The following is a 19,150-nucleotide window of genomic DNA, read 5'->3' as shown; positions in this document are numbered from 1 at the left end:
ATACCACCTGGCGCAGCGACGGCTGTGAGGTGGCGGGCAGAAGTGGGGAAATCGGGGTAAAAAAAACGGGGTGCGGCGCAGGCCGAACCCCGTGTTTATCAACGCGCGCGCATCAGTTGCGGAATGGGTTGCCGCTGTTGCGAGTCGGTTGGCTGACGGCCGGTGCCGCAGCGCGTGTGGCACTTGGTGCCGGCGCAGCGACCTGTTGCATCGGCGCGTTGTCCTGATAACCGTCTGCGTAGGCGTCCTGAGAGCGGTTCTGCGGTGCGACGGCGTCAGGCGCGGTCGATACCGGTTTGCCCAGCGCGCCGTTCAGCGTCAGCAGATCGTTCTGGTTCAGCGTGCCGAGTGCCGACTTGATGTTCAGCTGGTTGATCAGGTAGGTATAACGCGCGCTGGAAAGCTGCTGCTTGGCGTTATACAGGGTACTGGTGGCGTTCAGCACGTCGACGATGGTGCGGGTACCCACCTGATAACCGGCTTCCATCGCATCCAGCGAGCTCTGCGCGGAGATCACCGCCTGTTTGTAGGCGTTGATGCTGCTGATCGAGGCGTTGACGTTGTTAAACGACGAACGCACGGTCTGCACCACGCCGCGGTGGGCGCTTTCCAGCTGCTCGCTGGCGCCGACGAAGCCGTACTGCGCCTGTTCTACCTGCGAGTTGGTCGCACCGCCGCTATACAGCGGCACGCTGACGGACACTCCGACCTGGTTTTGACCAGCATCGGAGTTGGTGAAGCGGCTGTTAGCGCCAGTCGCGGAACCGTTGTAGCGGGTGTTGGTGATCCCGGTCGATGCATTGAGGTTGATCGTCGGCATGTAGCCGGTCTGCGCTGCGCGGATCTGTTCACGCGCCAGGTCCTGGCTCAGGCGTGCGGACAGCAGGCTCAGGTTGCGGGCTTCCGCTTCTTTCAGCAGGTTGTTCACCGCTTCAGGGCGCTGGGTATTGAAGCGATCGGTATTCAGTGAGGCCAGCTCCGGGTAGAAGGCACCGGTGATCTGGCGCAGCGCTTCCAGCGCGTTGTCCAGGTTGTTACGGGCGGTCACTTCGGCCGCCAGCACGGTGTCGTAGGCGGAACGGGCGTTCTGCACGTCGGTGATTGCCACCAGGCCCACGTTGAAGCGCTGGGTGGTTTGATCCAACGTGCGGTAAACCGCTTGTTTGTTCGCCTGGGTATAGGAGAGCGTGTCAATGGCGCTCAGCACGTTAAAATAGGCGGTGGCGGTGTTGAGGATCAGCTGCTGTTCCGCGGTCTGGAAGGTGACGTCGGAAATGCCGGCGGTTTTTTCCTGCAGCGTCAGTTGGCGCCAGATCGACATGTCGAAAATGGTTTGCGTCAGCGTGAGCGACGCGTTGCTCACATTGCTGTTGACGCCGTTGCTGTCGCGGTAGCCATTATTGTAGTTGTAACCGGCACCCAGATTGAGCTGTGGCAACAGCGGGCTGCGCGCTTCATTGATTTTTTCGAATGCGGCGTCGCGGTCAGCAGCACTTTTGCGCAGATCCGGGTTACTTTCCCTGGCCTGTTTGTAGACCTGCAGCAGGTTCTCTGCCTGGCTCATTGCACTGAAGCCGCCCAGGCTCAGTCCGATAAGAAGGGGGAGCAGTTTCTTCATTTGCATTCCTTGTTGTGCAGCAATATTGCTATGTTAGCGCTGACGATAGACGAAATAGTTGCCGATTCTAGCAGAGTCTGCGGTACGCATCAGGTGGCTGAATGTGCCATCTCACGTAACTTTTACCTTTCAGACCGTCCATTTACCTTGGCGTACTGCCCGGGTCGACTGCAGCTGATATTATGGCTGACAATCCGGATTGTTTCCCGCTATTACCTGCGAGCGCACAAACGCGCCGCGTCCGGCGGCGAAAAACAGCCTAACATAAAGCGGCGGCGGTGAGACCCGCTGTTTCTGTCATCAAAACCGTTTATTTTATCGGCATACTCACGCAGGAGAATTCGCGCATGAACCGTTCGCAGCCGTCACCCGTCACTTTCGATAAAAAAGATGTAGAAATTATTGCACGCGAGACGCTGTACCGTGGTTTTTTTTCACTCAATTTATACCGGTTTCGCCATCGCTTGTTCAATGGCGAAATGAGTCCTGAAATCACGCGTGAAATTTTCGAGCGCGGCCATGCGGCGGTGCTGCTGCCCTACGATCCGGTGCGCGACGAAGTGGTACTGATTGAACAACTGCGCATCGCCGCGGTCGATACCAGTAATTCGCCCTGGCTGCTGGAAATGGTGGCGGGTATGATCGAAACCGGCGAAAGCGTCGAAGACGTGTGCCGCCGCGAAGCGCAGGAAGAGGCCGGCGTGGTGGTCGGGCGCTGCAAGCCGGTGCTGAGCTATCTGGCCAGCCCGGGCGGCACCAGCGAACGTCTGTCGATCATGGTCGGCGAGGTGGACGCCGGCACCGCCGAAGGCATCCATGGCCTGGCGGAAGAACATGAAGATATCCGCGTCCACGTGGTCAGCCGCGAGCAGGCTTACCGCTGGGTGGAGGAGGGCGCGATCGATAACGCCGCATCAGTGATTGCATTGCAATGGCTGGCGTTGCACCATGAATCGTTGAGAAAAGAGTGGGCCAACTAATGAAACAGCGCTATACCCCTGATTTCCCCGAAATGATGAGATTGTGCGAAACCAACTTCGCGCAATTGCGCCGCTTGCTGCCGCGCAACGACGAAGTGGGCGAAACGGTGACTTATCAGGTGAACGGCGCCGGCTATCGTTTGACCATCGTTGAGTCCACGCGTTACACGTCGCTGGTGGAGATCGAGCAGATCTTTCCGGCGGTCAGCTACTGGAGCCTGCCCGCGATGACGGTGCGGTTATACCATGACGCCATGGTTGCGGAAGTGTGTTCCAGTCAGCAGATCTACCGCTTTAAAGCGCGTTATGATTATCCTAATAAAAAGTTGCATCAACGCGACGAAAAGCATCAAATTAACCAGTTTCTTGCTGATTGGCTGCGCTACTGTTTGGCGCATGGAGCGATGGCGGTTCCGGTTTGTTAGACAGACTGAAATAACAAAGGACACCATTTGGAAAGCCTGTTTAAACTGCCTGTGGCGAGTGGGGCCGCGGTCAGGATTCTACAAATAACAGATACCCACCTTTTTGCCGGCGAACACGAGACGTTGCTCGGCATCAATACCTATCGCAGCTATCACGCGGTGCTGGACGCCATCCAGGCGCAGCGCCGCGACGTTGATTTGATCGTCGCCACGGGAGATTTGGCGCAGGATCATTCGCAAGAGGCGTACCGCCACTTCGCCGCCGGTATCGCGCAATTGCCGGCCCCCTGCGTGTGGCTGCCGGGTAACCACGATTTCCAACCGGCGATGGTCGACGCGTTGGCCGCCGCCGGCATTGCCCCTTCCAAACAGGTGTTGCTGGGCGACAGCTGGCAGGTGCTGATGTTGGATAGCCAGGTGTTCGGCGTACCGCACGGCGAATTGAGCGAATACCAGCTCGAGTGGATGGAGCGCTGTCTACAGGCTCACCCCGAGCGCTATACGCTGTTGCTGCTGCACCATCATCCGCTGCCATCCGGCTGTACCTGGCTCGATCAGCACAGCCTGCGCAACCCGCATATGCTGGGCGCGATCCTGCTGCGCTACCCGAAGGTGAATACCGTGGTGTGCGGGCATATTCACCAGGACCTGGATCTGGAATGGCAGGGCCGGCGCCTGTTGGCGACGCCCTCGACCTGCGTGCAATTCAAGCCGCACTGCACTAACTTTACCATCGACGACGTTTCCCCCGGCTGGCGCTACCTCGATCTGCTGCCGGACGGCCGCGTCGAGACGCAGGTGTTCCGCCTGGAAAACGACGATTTCCGCCCCGATATGGACTCGGATGGATACTGATGCCTTCGACACTGCTCTACCTGCACGGTTTCAACAGCTCGCCGCAGTCGGCCAAGGCCGTGGCCTTTAAAGCCTGGCTGGCCGAGCACCATCCCGATATCGAGATGCTGGTGCCGCAGCTGCCGGCCTTTCCGGCGGCGGCCGCCGAGATGCTGGAAAATATGGTGCTGGAACGCGCCGGGCAAACGCTCGGGCTGGTCGGCTCATCGCTGGGTGGCTATTACGCCACCTGGCTGTCGCAGTGTTTTTCCCTGCCGGCGGTGGTGGTCAACCCGGCGGTCAAGCCGTTTGAGCTGCTGGTGGACTATCTCGGCGCCAACGAGAACCCCTACACCGGCCAGCAATATGTGTTAGAGTCTCGGCACGTTTACGATCTGAAAGTGATGCAGATCGATCCCTTGGAGTCGCCGGATTTAATCTGGCTGCTGCAGCAAACGGGCGATGAAATTCTCGATTACGGCCAGGCAGTGGCGTATTACACCGCGTGTCGGCAAACGGTGGAGTCGGGTGGAAACCACGCCTTCGTCGGTTTCGAGCACTACTTCCCCCAGATTGTGGATTTTTTAGGGCTAAACGCGGTCTGACGGACCGTTCCGGCACCTCCCTTTAACCACGAAAAAATAATCAACGATGACTCAATCCAGCTATAACGCTGATGCCATTGAAGTACTCAGCGGTCTAGAACCAGTGCGCCGTCGTCCCGGCATGTATACCGACACGACGCGCCCAAACCACCTCGGCCAAGAGGTGATCGATAACAGCGTCGACGAAGCGTTGGCTGGTCACGCCAAGCGTATCGACGTGATTCTGCACGCCGATCAGTCGCTGGAAGTGATCGACGACGGCCGCGGCATGCCGGTGGACATCCACCCGGAAGAGGGCGTGCCGGCGGTTGAGTTGATCCTGTGCCGGCTGCACGCCGGCGGTAAATTCTCGAATAAAAACTACCAGTTCTCCGGCGGCCTGCACGGCGTGGGGATCTCGGTGGTCAACGCCCTGTCGAAGCGGGTGGAAGTCAACGTGCGCCGCGACGGCAACGTTTACGGCATCGCCTTCGAAAACGGCGACAAAGTGCAAGACCTGACGGTGATCGGCACCTGCGGCAAACGCAACACCGGCACCAGCGTGCACTTCTGGCCGGACGAACAGTTCTTCGACAGCCCGCGTTTCTCGGTATCGCGCCTGACTCACCTGCTGAAAGCCAAAGCGGTGCTGTGCCCCGGCGTCGAGATCTATTTCATCGACAAGGTGAACAACACCGAGCAGCGTTGGTGCTACCAGGACGGCCTGACCGACTACCTGATGGAAGCGGTTAATGGCCTGATCACCTTGCCGGAAGCGCCGTTCGTCGGCAATTTCGCCGGTGACACCGAAGCGGTCGACTGGGCGCTGCTGTGGCTGCCGGAAGGCGGTGAGCTGCTGACCGAAAGCTACGTCAACCTGATCCCGACCATGCAGGGCGGCACCCACGTCAACGGCCTGCGTCAGGGGCTGTTGGACGCGATGCGCGAGTTCTGCGAATTCCGCAACATCCTGCCGCGCGGCGTGAAGCTGTCGGCGGAGGATATCTGGGATCGCTGCGCCTACGTGTTGTCGGTGAAGATGCAGGATCCGCAGTTCGCCGGGCAGACCAAAGAACGTCTCTCTTCGCGTCAGTGCGCGGCCTTCGTTTCCGGCGTGGTGAAAGACGCCTTCAGCCTGTGGCTGAACCAGAACGTTCAGGCGGCGGAACAGCTGGCCGAGCTGGCGATTTCCAGCGCCCAGCGCCGTCTGCGCGCCGCCAAGAAAGTGGTGCGCAAGAAGCTGACCAGCGGGCCGGCGCTGCCGGGCAAGCTGGCGGACTGTACCTCGCAGGATCTGGCCATGACCGAACTGTTCCTGGTGGAAGGGGACTCGGCGGGCGGATCGGCCAAGCAGGCGCGCGATCGCGAATATCAGGCGATCATGCCGCTGAAGGGTAAGATTCTGAATACCTGGGAAGTCTCCTCGGATGAAGTGCTGGCCTCGCAGGAAGTGCACGACATTTCCGTGGCGATCGGCATCGATCCGGACAGCGAAGATCTCAGCCAGCTGCGCTACGGCAAAATCTGCATCCTGGCGGATGCGGACTCCGACGGCCTGCATATCGCCACGCTGCTGTGCGCGCTGTTCGTGCGCCACTTCCGTTCGCTGGTGAAAGGCGGCCACGTTTATGTCGCCATGCCGCCGCTGTACCGTATCGATCTCGGTAAAGAGGTGTTCTACGCGCTGGATGAAGAAGAGAAAGCCGGCGTGCTGGAACAGCTGAAGCGCAAGAAGGGCAAGCCGAACGTCCAACGCTTTAAAGGGCTGGGTGAGATGAACCCGCTGCAGCTGCGCGAAACCACCCTCGATCCGAATACCCGCCGTCTGGTGCAACTGACGGTGGCAGAGGATGACGTCGATCAGACGCTGGCGGTGATGGACATGCTGTTGGCCAAGAAGCGTTCGGAAGATCGCCGGAACTGGCTGCAAGACAAGGGCGACATGGCCGAATTGGCGGTCTGAGCCTGACCCTGGCCCGGTGAACGCCGGGCCTGCTTTCCCGCAGGGCGTGCATGCGGCGCCCGATAACCAGGGCCGGAATGCATGAAGATCACGCTCGAAGAATTGCTGGCGTTCACCTCGGTGGTCGACAGCGGCTCCATCACCTCCGCCGCCGATCAGCTCGGCCAGACGACCTCCGGCATCAGCCGTGCGCTCAGCCGCCTGGAGAATAAGCTCGATACCACCCTGATGCGCCGCACTACGCGCCGGTTAGAGCTGACCGAAGAAGGGCAGAGCTTCCTGAGCCATGCGCGTACGATCATCAACTCGGTGGAAAATGCCGAAGAACAAATGGCGGTGCGCCGGCAGATGCCGGCCGGGCGACTGCGGATAAACGCGGCTGCGCCTTTTATGGAGCATGTCATCGTGCCCCTGGTGGCGGGGTTCAGGGAGCGGTATCCGCAAATTTCGCTCGAGCTGAACACTGACAACCTGGTTATCGATCTGCTGGAAAAACGCACGGATATTGCCATTCGCATCGGTGCGTTGCGTGATTCGACCATTCATGCGCGCGCGCTGGGCGCCAGCCGGTTGCGCATCCTCGCCAGCCCGGCTTATCTGCAGCAGCACGGCACGCCGCAGAGCGTGGAGGAGTTGCATCGGCACTGTCTGCTGGGTTTTACCCAGCCAGAATCGCTGAATCAGTGGCCGTTGCGTTATCGCCAGGCGCCACATTTCACCATCACGCCAACCATTGCCGCCTCCAGCGGTGAAACGCTGCGGCAATTGGCGCTGCGGGGCGAGGGGATCGTACAGTTGGCGGACTTCATGACCCGGCGCGATCGGGAAGAAGGCAAGCTGGTGACGTTGCTGGAGCAGGAGACGCTGGACGTGCGCCAGCCGATCAATGCGGTGTATTACCGCAATACGCAATTGGCGGCGCGTATCACCTGTTTTCTGGACTACGTCAGCGCGCACATCGACGCGCAGACGTTATAAGTCGCGGATTACAGGGCGTTTTCCAAGATGTAGATCTCGGTGTCCAGCACGCTGTCCTTGAGGGTGTCACGGTGTTTGAGCATGTGCTCAATGGCCAGGTGTTTTTCCAGATGCGCCATGCTTTCCCATTTCTCCAGCATGAACACCGAATCCGGCGACCGCTTCTGCCACGGCGCCTGGGTATTGCTGTCGACCATCGGCGTATATTCGCCGCAGCCGTCTTCCGCCAGTACCAGCGGCACCAGTTTTTCAATGGCTTGCAGTACGGTGGCGCGGTGGCCGGGCTTCACTTTGATTTCTGCGATTACGGTGATCATGCTTACCTCGTTGATGAGTATGTTCTGCGTCAGTTAAGCAAAAATTTTCGCCAGATGCTCGCGATAATGTGCGATGTCCGCTTCGATATCCGGTTGTTTTATCACGTCATTGCAGATAAAGGTCGGTAGCGCCTCCATCCCCAGGAACTGGTTGGCCTTGTGGAAGTGCAGGTAAACGCCGTCGACGCCGACGCCGTGGAAGAACTGATCGGGATCGGTGAAGGCCTCCAGCGGGGCGTTCCAGGTCAGGCTCAGCAGGTATTTTTTGCCCTGGATCAGGCCGCCGGAGCCATATTTTTTGCTGTCGTCGGAACGAGAGCGACCGTCGCTGGCATACAGGCTGCCGTGGCCGGCGGTGAACACTTCATCGATGTATTTTTTCAGGATCCAGGGTTCGCCCATCCACCAGCCCGGCATCTGATAGATGACCGCGTCGGCCCACAGGTACTTCTGTACCTCGGCTTCGATGTCATAGCCGTCGTCGACCACGGTGACCTGCACATCGTGTTGCAGATCGCGCAGGAAGCTTTCCGCCACGTCGCTCAGGGTTTGGTTGAGTTCGCCGTTGGAATGGCCGAATTGTTTTTTAGCGTTGATAATCAGGATATTGCTCATCTTTCGCGGCTCCCGTCAGAGTTAAGATATGGCATGCTTCCCGCTGAAAAGGCGGAAACCATCTCGCTGGCGACGAGTGTAATCGTTAGTCAGGCAAGTAAAAATGCGATCCGGCGCACAACAGTGTTGACTGCCAGTCAATAAAGCGGCCGCCAGATAGCGAAATTTTGCATAAACCGCAGGGCGGAATCGGTCGTCGCCGGCGATCCTTGCGCCAACTGTGACAGCTACCCCGCAGATGGGTTACTATCGCGGGCAGAATCGACAAGCGATGCCTTTTGTCGTCCAAGGGATTGCCAAGCCACGGTCTGAGGATAATTGAGTAATGAGTGATCTGACTCATGACGGTGTAGAGCGTTTACCGCTGCACACATTCACTGAAAACGCCTATCTGAACTATTCCATGTACGTCATCATGGATCGGGCGTTGCCGTACATTGGCGACGGTTTGAAGCCGGTACAACGCCGCATCATCTACGCCATGTCTGAGCTGGGGCTGAACAACAGCGCCAAATTCAAGAAATCCGCCCGTACCGTGGGCGACGTGCTGGGTAAATATCACCCGCACGGTGACAGCGCGTGTTATGAAGCCATGGTGCTGATGGCGCAGCCGTTCTCGTATCGCTATCCGCTGGTGGACGGCCAGGGGAACTGGGGGGCGCCGGACGATCCCAAGTCGTTCGCGGCGATGCGTTATACCGAATCGCGCCTGTCCAAATACGCCGAAGTCTTGCTGGCCGAACTGGGCCAGGGCACGGTCGACTGGATCCCGAACTTTGACGGCACGCTGCAAGAGCCGAAGATGCTGCCGGCGCGTCTGCCGAACATCTTGCTGAACGGTACCACCGGCATCGCGGTCGGCATGGCGACCGACATTCCGCCGCACAACGTGCGCGAAGTCGCGGCGGCGGCGGTGGCGCTGCTCGACAAGCCGGGCGCCTCGCTCGATGACCTGCTCGAGTTCGTGCAGGGGCCGGACTTCCCGACCGAAGCCGAGATCATCACTCCGCGCGATGAAATTCGCAAAATTTACCAGAGCGGCCGCGGTTCGGTACGCATGCGCGCCGTGTGGAAGAAAGAGGACGGCAGTGCGGTGATCACCGCCTTGCCGCATCAGGTCTCCGGCGCCAAGGTGCTGGAGCAGATTGCCAGCCAGATGCGCGCCAAGAAGCTGCCGATGGTCGAGGATCTGCGCGATGAATCCGACCACGAAAACCCGACGCGTCTGGTGATCGTGCCGCGTTCCAACCGTATCGATCTGGAGCAGGTGATGAATCACCTGTTCGCCACCACCGATCTGGAACGCAGCTACCGCATCAACATGAACATGATCGGTCTGGACAACCGCCCGCAGGTGAAAGGGCTGGTTGAGATCCTCACCGAATGGCTGGCCTACCGTCGCGATACGGTGCGCCGCCGCCTGAACTACCGCCTCGAGAAAGTGCTCAAGCGTCTGCATATCCTCGAAGGTTTGCTGGTGGCGTTCCTCAACATCGACGAGGTGATCCACATCATCCGCAGCGAGGATGAGCCGAAGCCGGTGCTGATGCAGCGTTTCGGCATCTCCGATACCCAGGCGGAAGCGATCCTCGAGCTGAAACTGCGTCACCTGGCCAAGCTGGAAGAGGTCAAGATCCGCGGCGAGCAGGATGAGCTGGCGAAAGAGCGCGATCAGCTGCAGGCGCTGCTGGCGTCCGAGCGTAAGCTGAACACGCTGATTAAGAAAGAGATCCAGGCCGACGCGCAGACCTACGGCGACGATCGCCGTTCGCCGCTGACCGAGCGTGCGGAAGCCAAGGCGATGAGCGAGCACGACTTCGTGCCGTCCGAACCGGTGACCATCGTGCTGTCGGAAATGGGCTGGGTGCGCAGCGCCAAGGGCCACGACATCGATCCGACCGGGTTGAGCTACAAGGCCGGCGACAGTTTCCGCGGCGCGGCGCGCGGCAAGAGCAACCAGCCGGTGGTGTTCATCGACTCTACCGGGCGCAGCTATGCGCTCGATCCGATGACGCTGCCGTCGGCGCGCGGGCAGGGCGAGCCGCTGACCGGCAAGCTGACGCCGCCGCCGGGCGCCACCATTGAGCAGGTGCTGATGGCGGCCGACGATCAGAAGCTGCTGATGGCGTCCGATGCCGGTTACGGCTTCGTTTGCACCTTCAACGATCTGGTGGCGCGCAACCGCGCCGGCAAGGTGATGATCACGCTGCCGGACAACGCCAGAGCGTTGCCGCCGATGGAAATTCACGGCGCAGACGATATGCTGCTGTCGATCACCGCCGCCGGGCGCATGCTGATGTTCCCGGTCGCCGATCTGCCGCAGCTGTCGAAGGGCAAAGGCAACAAGATCGTCTCCATTCCGGCAGCCCAGGCGGCGGCCGGTGAAGACAAGCTGGCCTGGCTGTTCGTGCTGCCGCCGCAGGCGTCCGTCACGCTGCACGTCGGCAAACGCAAGCTGACGCTGCGGCCGGAAGATCTGCAGAAGTTCCGTGCGGAGCGCGGTCGCAAGGGCACCCAGCTGCCGCGCGGCCTGCAGCGTATCGATCGCGTCGAAGTGGATGCGCCGGTGCGGGTATCGGGCGGCGACAGCGAAGAGTAAGCGTTGGCGCTAGCGTTAACGGGCGGTCGCAGCATGCTGTGGCCGCCTTATTTATTTTTGCTGGCGTTTATTTTCCAAATAGTTAACATTTCTGCGCATAAAATTATTGTGCGTACTGCCGCCTGGCGGGAAAATAGCGAGAAATGCAGGCGACGTGGGCGTGCTTTCCGCCTTGCCGGCAAATAATGAGTAAAGGAATCTGCGCAGCGAAGTAAACTGCGTTGGCAGTGTGCTAATGAGGTTGTTATGTTATTGATTTTGCGTGCCGTTCTCGCCACTCTTTTCTGTATTCTGGTGTGTATTTTCGGTTCTGTTTATTGCTTGTTCAGCCCGCGTAACCCTCGCCATGTGGCGACCTTTGGCCATCTTTTCGGCCGCCTGTCGACGCTGTTCGGCATCAAGGTTGAAACCCGCGTGCCGGCCGATGCGGCCAACAACGGCAACTGCATCTATATCGCCAACCACCAAAATAACTACGATATGGTGACGGCCTCCAATATCGTGCAGCCGCGCACCGTGACCGTTGGTAAAAAAAGTCTGGTGTGGGTTCCGTTTTTCGGCCCGTTGTATTGGCTGACCGGTAACCTGCTGATAGACCGTGATAATCGCGCCAAGGCGCACGGCACCATCGCCCAGGTGGCGGAGCAGTTCAAGAAGAAAGACATTTCGATCTGGATGTTCCCGGAAGGGACCCGCAGCCGTGGCCGTGGGCTGATGCCGTTTAAAACCGGCGCATTCCACGCGGCCATCGCCGCCGGCGTGCCGATTGTGCCGATCTGTGTATCCACCACCAGCGGTAATATAAATCTTAACCGTTGGAATAACGGTCATGTGATCGTCGAGATGTTGGCGCCGGTGGATACCAGCAAATACGGCAAAGAAAACGTGCGCGAGCTGGCGGCCCATTGCCGCGAGCTGATGGAGGCGAAAATCGCCGAATTGGACGCTGAAGTCGCCCAGCGCAACGCCGCCAAAAAATAAGAGTCTACCGGCTTCAAAGAATAAGGTTTTAATTGGCGTTCAGCGCCGTTAACGCCTGAACGCCTGCTAATCTTGATTGGCGGGCGTTTGGGTTTTGCACACGGTTTAGTTATTGCTTTTCATGGAGAAGATATGTCACTCAGTCGACGTCAGTTTTTACAGGCATCGGGCCTGGCGCTGTGCGCGGGCGCCGTGCCGCTGAGGGCTGAAGCGAGCGGAACGCAGACCCCATTACCCATTCCCCCGCTGCTGGAGTCTCGCCGCGGTCAGCCGCTATTCCTGACCTTGCAGCGCGCCCACTGGGCGTTTATGGATAACCGCAAAGCGGCGGTGTGGGGCATCAACGGCATGTACCTGGGGCCGACGGTGCGGGTTTACAGCGGCGACGACGTCAAACTGATCTACAGCAACCGCCTGCAGGAACCGGTGGCGATGACCATCAGCGGTCTGCAGGTGCCGGGCACGCTGATGGGCGGCGCGCCGCGCATGATGTCGCCCAACGTCGACTGGTCGCCGGTGCTGCCTATCCGTCAGGCGGCGGCCACCTGCTGGTATCACGCCAATACGCCGAACCGCATGGCGCCGCACGTTTACAACGGGCTGGCCGGGCTGTGGCTGGTGGAAGATGCCGTCAGCAAAGCGCTGCCGTTGCCCAACCACTACGGCGTCGACGATTTCCCGCTGATCATTCAGGACAAGCGTTTCGATAACTTCGGCACGCCGCAATACGATGCGCCGTCGCAGGGCGGCTTCGTCGGCGATACGCTGTTGGTCAACGGCGTGCAAAATCCGTATGTCGAGGTGTCGCGCGGCTGGGTGCGTTTGCGCCTGCTTAACGCCTCCAACGCGCGCCGCTATACCCTGCAGCTCAGCGACGGGCGCCCATTTAACGTGATCGCCAGCGATCAGGGCTTCCTGCCCGCGCCGGTCGCGGTGCAGCAGCTGTCGCTGGCGCCGGGCGAACGCCGGGAAGTGCTGATCGACATGTCGAAGGGCGACGAGGTGACCATCACCGCCGGTGAAGCGGCGGGCATCATGGATCGTCTGCGCGGCCTGTTCGAGCCGTCGAGCATTCTGGTGTCCACCCAGGTGCTGACGCTGCGCCCGACCGGCCTGCTGCCGCTGGTGACCGACAACCTGCCGATGCGCCTGCTGGCGGATCAGCTGTTGGACGGCAGCGCCAGCCGCACCCGCGATTTCCGCCTGGGCGACGGCGGCGTTGGCATCAACGGCGCGATTTGGGACATGAACCGCATCGACGTGCAGGCGCAGCAAGGCACCTGGGAACGCTGGAACATTCATGCGGATACGCCGCAGTCGTTCCATATTCAGGGCGTGCAGTTCCTGATCAAACGCGTCAACGGCGCGCAGCCGATGGCGGAAGATCGCGGCTGGAAGGACACCGTCTGGGTCGATGGCGACGTCGAGCTGCTGGTGTATTTCAACCAACCTACCTCCGAACACTTCCCGTTCCTGTATTACAGCCAGACGCTGGAAATGGCCGATCGCGGCACCGCCGGCCAGCTGATGGTGCAGCCGACGATGTAATCTGCGCTGCGGGCCGCTTACGGCGCCCGCAGCATCTCCAGAAAGGCCTGCACTACTGGCGTGACGCTGTCGGCGCGGTAAACCGCATACAGATCCGCCGGCGGCGCCTGTTGCAGCGAGCAAAAGCGTACGCCGGGCCACGGGATGCGGCCGTAGCTGTCCGGCAGCAGCGTAATGCCGCAGCCTTCCGCCACCAGCGCCAGCAGGGTTTGTGGCTCGTTGACCTGATAAGCGACGTCCGGCAAGAATCCCTGCTGCAGACATAGATTGTGCAGATACAGCCCCAGGCTGGCCTCATGCGGCGGCAGCACGATGAAGCTATCGTTCTGCAGCGCCGCCAGCGGGATGTTTTCCTGCTGCGCCAGCGGATGATCGAGCGGCAGCACCACGGCGATGCTTTCGCTCGCCAACCGTTGGCAGGTCAACCCCGGCAGCGTCTGCTGCTGCGCCTCTCGCCAGACCCCGATATCGATATGCCGCTTTTGCAGCGCGGCGATTTGCTGGCTGGGCGTCAGTTCGTTCAACGACCAGGTGACGCCGGCGCTTTGCTCGCTGAATCGCCGCAGCGCCGCGATCAGGCCGCCCCAGGCCGAGGTGCCGACCATGCCGACCACCATGTGGCCGCCTTCGCCGCGTCCCATCTGTTGCACCTGATGCAGCGCGCTGTCGGCCTGATCCAGCAGCCGCTCGACGTTACGCAGCAGCGTGCGGCCGGCCGGCGTCAGCGTCATGGAGCGGGTGGTGCGTTTGAACAGCACCACGCCGAGCTGGCTCTCCAGCTCCTTGATGTGCTTGCTGAGCGGCGGCTGTGACATATTCAGCCGCCGCGCCGCCTGGGTGAAGTTCATCTCTTCCGCCACCACGCGGAAATAGTGCAGCAGGCGGAAGTTAATCCGGCCGGGATCGGGCAGGGTATGGGGCTGATTCATCCGGGATATCGTCTCCTTGTGACGCAGCTCAACTTATAGGTAAATGGAATAAATCGGCCGCCAAGAATGTATTGGTCTCGGCTGAGCCTCGCTCTCTACTATGGGGATTATTATCCCCCGCTGAAAGAGAGAATACGATGTTTAATCAAGAAGATGCTTTTACCTGCGCCGATGTCGTCCGCGCACGCCTGCCGGGTTTCCAGCCGAAAGCGGCCTTGATTCTCGGCTCCGGGCTTGGCGCCCTGGCGGAGGTGATGACCGAAACCGTCACCATCGACTACGCGGAGCTGCCGGGCTTTCCGGTGAGCGGCGTCGCCGGCCATGCCGGGCAGCTGGTCGCCGGCAAGCTGGAGGGCGTACCGGTATTGTGCATGAAAGGGCGCGGTCATTTCTATGAAGGGCGCGGCATGCAGGTGATGACCACCGCGGTGCGCACCTTCAAACTGCTGGGCTGCGAATTCCTGCTGGCGACCAACGCCGCCGGTTCTCTGCGCCGCTCGGTGGCGCCGGGCAGCCTGGTGGCCATTACCGATCACATCAACTTCATGCCGGAGTCGCCGCTGGTCGGCGCCAACGACGAGCGCTTCGGGCCGCGCTTCTTCAGCCTGGCGAACGCCTACGATCGCGATCTGCGCGCCCAGCTGGCGGCGGTGGCCGAAAGCGCGGGCATTCCGCTGGCGGAAGGGGTATTCGCCGCCTACACCGGGCCGAATTTCGAAACGCCGGCGGAGATCCGCATGATGCAAACTCTGGGCTGCGACGTGGTGGGGATGTCGATCGTGCCGGAAGTCCTGACGGCGCGCCACTGCGGCCTCAAGGTGCTGGTGGTGTCCGCGATGACCAACTACGCCGAAGGGCTGTCGGATACGCCGCTCTCCCATGAACAAACGCTCAGCTGCGCGGCGCTGGCGGCGGACGATTTCATGCGCCTGATCCGCGAGCTGTTCAAAACGCTGTAAGACCGCAAGCAAACCGGCGGCGGGCTGCAGGGGCCTGCTGCACCAATCATCGTTGAAAGCATAATAACAAGGTGATGGCGATGGCGATAAAAACACGATTGAAAGTCATGATTTTTCTGCAGTTCTTTATCTGGGGTGCCTGGCTGGTCACGCTGGGCTCCTACATGATCAACACGCTGCATTTCAGCGGCATGCAGGTGGGGATGGTTTACAGCGCCAAAGGCATCGCTGCGCTGATCATGCCGGGTCTGGCGGGCATCATCGCCGATCGGTGGATGAAGGCCAACTCTCTGTATGCGCTTTGCCACCTGTTCGGGGCGCTGGCGCTGTACTGCGCGGCGCAGGTCGAGCAACCGATGCTGATGTTCTGGGTAATGCTGTTCAACGCGATGGTCTATATGCCGACCATCGCGCTCTCCAACGCTATTTCCTATTTTTGCCTCGAGAAGCACGGCTTTGACACGGTGAAGGACTTTCCGCCGGTGCGGGTGTACGGCACGGTGGGGTTCATTCTGGCGATGTGGCTGGTCGGCTTTAGCCAAATCGAACTCAGCAATCTGCAGCTGTACCTGGCTTCTGCGGCGTCGCTGCTGCTGTCCGCCTATTCGCTGACGCTGCCGCGCTGCCCGACCAACCGCGCGGCCGAGTCAAAGAGCTGGGTGAGCGTGCTGGGGTTGGATGCGCTGGTGCTGTTTCGCCAGCGGCGCATGGCGCTGTTTTTCCTGTTCGCCATGTTGCTTGGGGCGGCGCTGCAGATAACCAATACCTTCGGCAACCCGTTCCTGCACGATCTGTCGCTCAATCCGCTGTATCAGGACAGCCTCAGCGTCCGGTATCCGGCGGTGCTGCTGTCGCTGTCGCAGATCTCCGAAGTGTTCTTTATCCTCACCATTCCCTTCTTCCTGCGCCGTTACGGCATCAAGCAGGTGATGCTGATCAGCATGGCGGCCTGGACGCTGCGTTTCCTGTTCCTGGCGTACGGCACGCCGGTCGGCTTTGGTTTCGTTCTGCTGCTGCTGTCGATGATCGTCTACGGTTGTGCGTTCGACTTCTTTAATATCTCCGGCGCCATCTTCGTCGAGAAAGAGGCCGATCACCGCATCCGTGCCAGCGCGCAGGGGCTGTTCATGACCATGGTGAATGGTTTGGGCGCCTATCTGGGGGCGCTCGCCAGCGGCGAGGTGGTGGACTTCTTCAGCCATGACGGCGTGAAAGACTGGCAGAGCATCTGGCTGGTGTTTGCGCTGTATACGCTGGTGCTGGGGATCGTGTTCGCGTTGAGCTTCAACTACCGCCACTCGCCGCAGGAGAGCGCGGTGGCGGCGCACTAAGGCAGGGGGCGCAGCCTGGCTGCGCCCTGAAACGTCAGGCCTGCGGGAAGCGCTGTTGCAACTGCGGCCAGTCCGGCGGATTGGCGGCGCCGAGGCTGGCCACCACGCAGGCGGCGACCCGGTTGGCCAGATCGACCGCCTGCGGCAGCGGCCAGCCGGCGGACAGCCCCACCAGCAAACCGGCGCAGTGGGCATCGCCCGCACCGATGGTATCGACCACGTCTACCGGATAGGCGGGAACGTGCAGCGGCGGCGTGCGCCCGTCGCAGATCCACGCGCCGTCGCGATCCAGGCGGCAGATCAGCGTCAGGTTACGGGCGGCGGCATAGCGCTGCGCGGCCTCCACGGCGTCGCCGGCGCCGCATAGCGCGGCCACTTCGTCGCGGTTGAGCGTCAGCAGGGTGTGGCTGTCGCTGAGCATGGCGAAGAAATCTTCGCTGAGCTGGGCGATGCGCGGGCCGGGATCGATCAGACGCGGTTGGTCGAACGGCATGCGCGTCAGCCATTCGCGCAGCGCTTCGCCGCTTTCGCCCGCCAGCTCGTAGCCGCTGGCGTAGATCAGGGTGTGCTCCGTCAGCGGCAGCGTCGCCAGCTGCGCTTTATTCCATTGGCTTTCGCAGCCGGAAACCGTGATGAAGGTGCGTTCGCCGTTCGGTTCCACCAGCGCCAGGCACCAGCCGTTGTCCATCTGGCCGTGGCGCAGCAGCACCTCCAGCCCCAGTTCGCCCATGGCGGCTTCGACAGCCGCGCCCCATTCGCCGTTGCCAACCGGCATGCCGTTGATCACTGGCACCTCAAGGCGCACCAGCGCGCGCGCCACGTTGAACGCGCAACCGCCGATTTGCCGCGCCTGCGGCTGGGCTTCGACATCTTCGCCGCTGGTCGGCAGGCGCGGCAGCGTCATCACCAGATCGCCGACCGCGCCCCCAATCACCAGGACAGGTGTTACAGCTTCCCACTCATTCATTGATGTTCTCTGCGTTGGGTCAGGTACAGACCGTAAGCGATCAGACTCACCGCAAACGACACAAACAGCCCCAGGCTGGAGTCGGCGAACAAGCCTTTGGCCAGCGGGCCGTCGATAAAACCGGTTTTGGTGACCAGCAGGCCGCACAGGGCGCCGAGGAACCAGCAAAACAGCGGGGCTTTGCGCACGCCGCGGTTCTGGCCATGCAGGCCGTACAAAGCGTTGCCATCATACCCGTGGCGGCGGCGCAGGCACAGGTAATCGAGCAGGAAAATCGCCTCCCAGGCCGCCAGGAACACCCCGCAGAACACCAGGAAGGAGATGAACGGCCCCATAAAGTCGCCGGAGATGAACAGCACATACAGGGCGATGCCCAGCACCACGACTGCGTCGATCGACACCGCCAGCCACTGTTTGACCTGCACGCCGATGGTCAGCAGGTTAAGGCTGGCGGAATACAGGCTAAGCACCGCGATGGTGACGATGCCGGCGGTGGCGGCCAGCAGATAAGGGATCGCCATCCAGGCGGGCAGCACTGAGCCTATCAGCGCGATGGGGTTGGCGGCGCTGGCCAGATCGGGCAGCTGCACGGAAAGCAGGATGCCGGCCAGCATCAGCAGCATCAGCGGCAAACAGGCGCCGCCCATCACCGCGGCGAAAATGCTTTTGCTCGACGAGCTCGGGCTTTGATAGCGGCTGTAATCGGCGCCGGCAATCGCCCAGCTGATGCCGGTGCCGGCGGCGATCACCGATACCGCCGGCAGGAAGCCGGTCAACCAGCTGCCGGAAGGCAGCGCCAGCACCTGGCTCCATTCGGTGTTGAACAGGATATAGAGCACCACGATCAGCGTCATGGTGCCGAAAATGCGGCTGAACCAGCTTTGCATCCAGACCACGGTATTCTGCCCCAGCAGGCTGACGACGACAGTGAGTCCGCCGAACAGCAGCAGGCTGAGCGCGGTCAGCAGGTGGCTGGTTCCCAGTCCGAAGGCCTCGAACAGCGCCGCCAGCGTCAGGGTGCCGGTGATCACATTGACCGCTTCCCAGCCCATCAGGTTGATCCAACTGAACAGGGTGGGCGCCACGTTGCCCTTCAGGCCGAAAATCACCCGCGAGAGCGTCAGTGTAGAGGTGCGCCCGCGCTTGCCGGCGAAGCTGGTGAGGCCGACCAGCACGAAGCTGGCCACGCCGACCAGCGCGGCGAGTACCGATTGCAGGAAGGATAAGCCGAAGCCGACGATAATGGCGCCGTACACCACGCCGAGGATGCCGATATTGGCCGCCGACCAGATCCAAAACAGCTCGATGGGCTTGCCGGTCTGTTCTGCGTCTGGCACCCGGTCGATTCCGGTGCTTTCTACCTTCCATGCTTCAGTGCGATTGATATCGGTCATAGCAAATGATCCCTGTAGCGCAGGGCCGCGAGGGCCGCCGCAGTTGACTGAAAATCGATTCCGTTGGCGCGGTTGAGGCCGGCTATCCCGTTGTCGGTGAAGACGCCGATTCCGCGCAGTATGTAGCA

Annotated in this window: 17 protein-coding genes; 11 read left to right on the top strand and 6 right to left on the bottom strand. The window is 60.9% G+C overall.

Annotated elements, in window-relative coordinates; all coding sequences use genetic code 11:
• Positions 1–112: 112 nt before the first annotated feature.
• Positions 113–1,618 carry an outer membrane channel protein TolC gene (gene tolC, locus FUU19_RS20910; RefSeq protein WP_202670293.1) on the bottom strand — a complete coding sequence of 502 codons (1,506 nt, stop codon included), beginning with the start codon at positions 1,616–1,618 and terminating at the stop codon, positions 113–115.
• A gap of 347 nt (positions 1,619–1,965) precedes the next feature.
• On the opposite strand from tolC, the gene nudF reads away from it, so the two are divergent.
• The 6 genes from nudF to FUU19_RS20880 all read left to right on the top strand — a co-directional run bounded on the left by nudF (position 1,966) and on the right by FUU19_RS20880 (position 7,382).
• Complete coding sequence (gene nudF, locus FUU19_RS20905) at positions 1,966–2,598, top strand: ADP-ribose diphosphatase (RefSeq protein WP_004937242.1); 633 nt, start codon at positions 1,966–1,968, stop codon at positions 2,596–2,598.
• Positions 2,598–3,023, top strand: coding sequence for a DUF1249 family protein (locus FUU19_RS20900; protein ID WP_141972529.1), 426 nt, complete (start codon positions 2,598–2,600; stop codon positions 3,021–3,023). The genes nudF and FUU19_RS20900 overlap by 1 nt, the downstream gene beginning before the upstream one ends.
• Positions 3,024–3,050: 27 nt before the next feature.
• Positions 3,051–3,878, top strand: a complete 828-nt coding sequence (gene cpdA / locus FUU19_RS20895) for a 3',5'-cyclic-AMP phosphodiesterase (RefSeq protein WP_033636061.1) — start codon at positions 3,051–3,053, stop codon at positions 3,876–3,878.
• On the top strand, positions 3,878–4,462 hold the full coding sequence (gene yqiA / locus FUU19_RS20890; RefSeq protein ID WP_141972532.1) for an esterase YqiA: 585 nt from the start codon (positions 3,878–3,880) through the stop codon (positions 4,460–4,462). Before cpdA ends, yqiA begins: the two co-directional genes overlap by 1 nt.
• A gap of 46 nt (positions 4,463–4,508) precedes the next feature.
• A complete protein-coding gene (gene parE / locus FUU19_RS20885; protein WP_073534115.1) occupies positions 4,509–6,404 on the top strand; it encodes a DNA topoisomerase IV subunit B in 1,896 nt (631 codons plus the stop codon).
• Positions 6,405–6,485: 81 nt separating this feature from the next.
• Positions 6,486–7,382, top strand: a complete 897-nt coding sequence (locus tag FUU19_RS20880) for a LysR substrate-binding domain-containing protein (RefSeq protein WP_141972534.1) — start codon at positions 6,486–6,488, stop codon at positions 7,380–7,382.
• Positions 7,383–7,390: 8 nt separating this feature from the next.
• On the opposite strand, the gene FUU19_RS20875 is transcribed toward FUU19_RS20880, so the two are convergent.
• Together FUU19_RS20875 and FUU19_RS20870 are read right to left on the bottom strand one after the other, a co-directional pair.
• The gene (locus tag FUU19_RS20875; protein ID WP_025304303.1) at positions 7,391–7,699 is read right to left on the bottom strand and encodes a putative quinol monooxygenase; all 309 of its coding nucleotides are present in this window, start codon (positions 7,697–7,699) and stop codon (positions 7,391–7,393) included.
• Positions 7,700–7,732: 33 nt separating this feature from the next.
• Positions 7,733–8,314: an NAD(P)H-dependent oxidoreductase gene (locus FUU19_RS20870; RefSeq protein ID WP_141972536.1), complete on the bottom strand. Its 582-nt coding sequence runs from the start codon at positions 8,312–8,314 to the stop codon at positions 7,733–7,735.
• A gap of 325 nt (positions 8,315–8,639) precedes the next feature.
• Here FUU19_RS20870 and parC point away from each other — a divergent pair, with 325 nt between their 5' ends.
• From parC to ftsP, 3 genes are all read left to right on the top strand, one after another.
• Positions 8,640–10,913, top strand: coding sequence for a DNA topoisomerase IV subunit A (parC, locus tag FUU19_RS20865; protein ID WP_197833764.1), 2,274 nt, complete (start codon positions 8,640–8,642; stop codon positions 10,911–10,913).
• A 246-nt stretch (positions 10,914–11,159) separates the two neighbouring features.
• Complete coding sequence (locus FUU19_RS20860) at positions 11,160–11,894, top strand: 1-acylglycerol-3-phosphate O-acyltransferase (RefSeq protein WP_141972538.1); 735 nt, start codon at positions 11,160–11,162, stop codon at positions 11,892–11,894.
• A 132-nt stretch (positions 11,895–12,026) separates the two neighbouring features.
• Positions 12,027–13,442, top strand: a complete 1,416-nt coding sequence (gene ftsP / locus FUU19_RS20855) for a cell division protein FtsP (protein WP_141972540.1) — start codon at positions 12,027–12,029, stop codon at positions 13,440–13,442.
• Between the two features lie 17 nt (positions 13,443–13,459).
• Here ftsP and FUU19_RS20850 read toward each other — a convergent pair whose 3' ends face one another.
• Positions 13,460–14,371, bottom strand: coding sequence for a LysR family transcriptional regulator (locus FUU19_RS20850; protein WP_230489640.1), 912 nt, complete (start codon positions 14,369–14,371; stop codon positions 13,460–13,462).
• A gap of 137 nt (positions 14,372–14,508) precedes the next feature.
• On the opposite strand from FUU19_RS20850, the gene xapA reads away from it, so the two are divergent.
• Positions 14,509–15,330, top strand: coding sequence for a xanthosine phosphorylase (xapA, locus tag FUU19_RS20845; RefSeq protein WP_047729825.1), 822 nt, complete (start codon positions 14,509–14,511; stop codon positions 15,328–15,330).
• An 80-nt stretch (positions 15,331–15,410) separates the two neighbouring features.
• The gene (locus FUU19_RS20840) at positions 15,411–16,661 is read left to right on the top strand and encodes a nucleoside permease (protein ID WP_230489639.1); all 1,251 of its coding nucleotides are present in this window, start codon (positions 15,411–15,413) and stop codon (positions 16,659–16,661) included.
• A 34-nt stretch (positions 16,662–16,695) separates the two neighbouring features.
• On the opposite strand, the gene FUU19_RS20835 is transcribed toward FUU19_RS20840, so the two are convergent.
• Together FUU19_RS20835 and FUU19_RS20830 are read right to left on the bottom strand one after the other, a co-directional pair.
• Entirely contained in the window at positions 16,696–17,628 is a 933-nt protein-coding gene (locus tag FUU19_RS20835) for a PfkB family carbohydrate kinase (protein ID WP_230489638.1), read from the bottom strand.
• Positions 17,625–19,022 (bottom strand): purine-cytosine permease family protein, encoded by a 1,398-nt coding sequence (locus tag FUU19_RS20830; RefSeq protein WP_230489637.1) that lies wholly within the window; start codon positions 19,020–19,022, stop codon positions 17,625–17,627. Before FUU19_RS20830 ends, FUU19_RS20835 begins: the two co-directional genes overlap by 4 nt.
• Between the last annotated feature and the right edge of the window lie 128 nt (positions 19,023–19,150).

Origin of the sequence: Serratia montpellierensis, from assembly GCF_020858655.1 — a bacterium.
In the GTDB taxonomy this organism is placed as follows: domain Bacteria; phylum Pseudomonadota; class Gammaproteobacteria; order Enterobacterales; family Enterobacteriaceae; genus Serratia; species Serratia montpellierensis.
The sequence above is the reverse complement of the archived record's forward strand: the minus strand, read 5'-3'. Positions and strand labels throughout refer to the sequence as shown.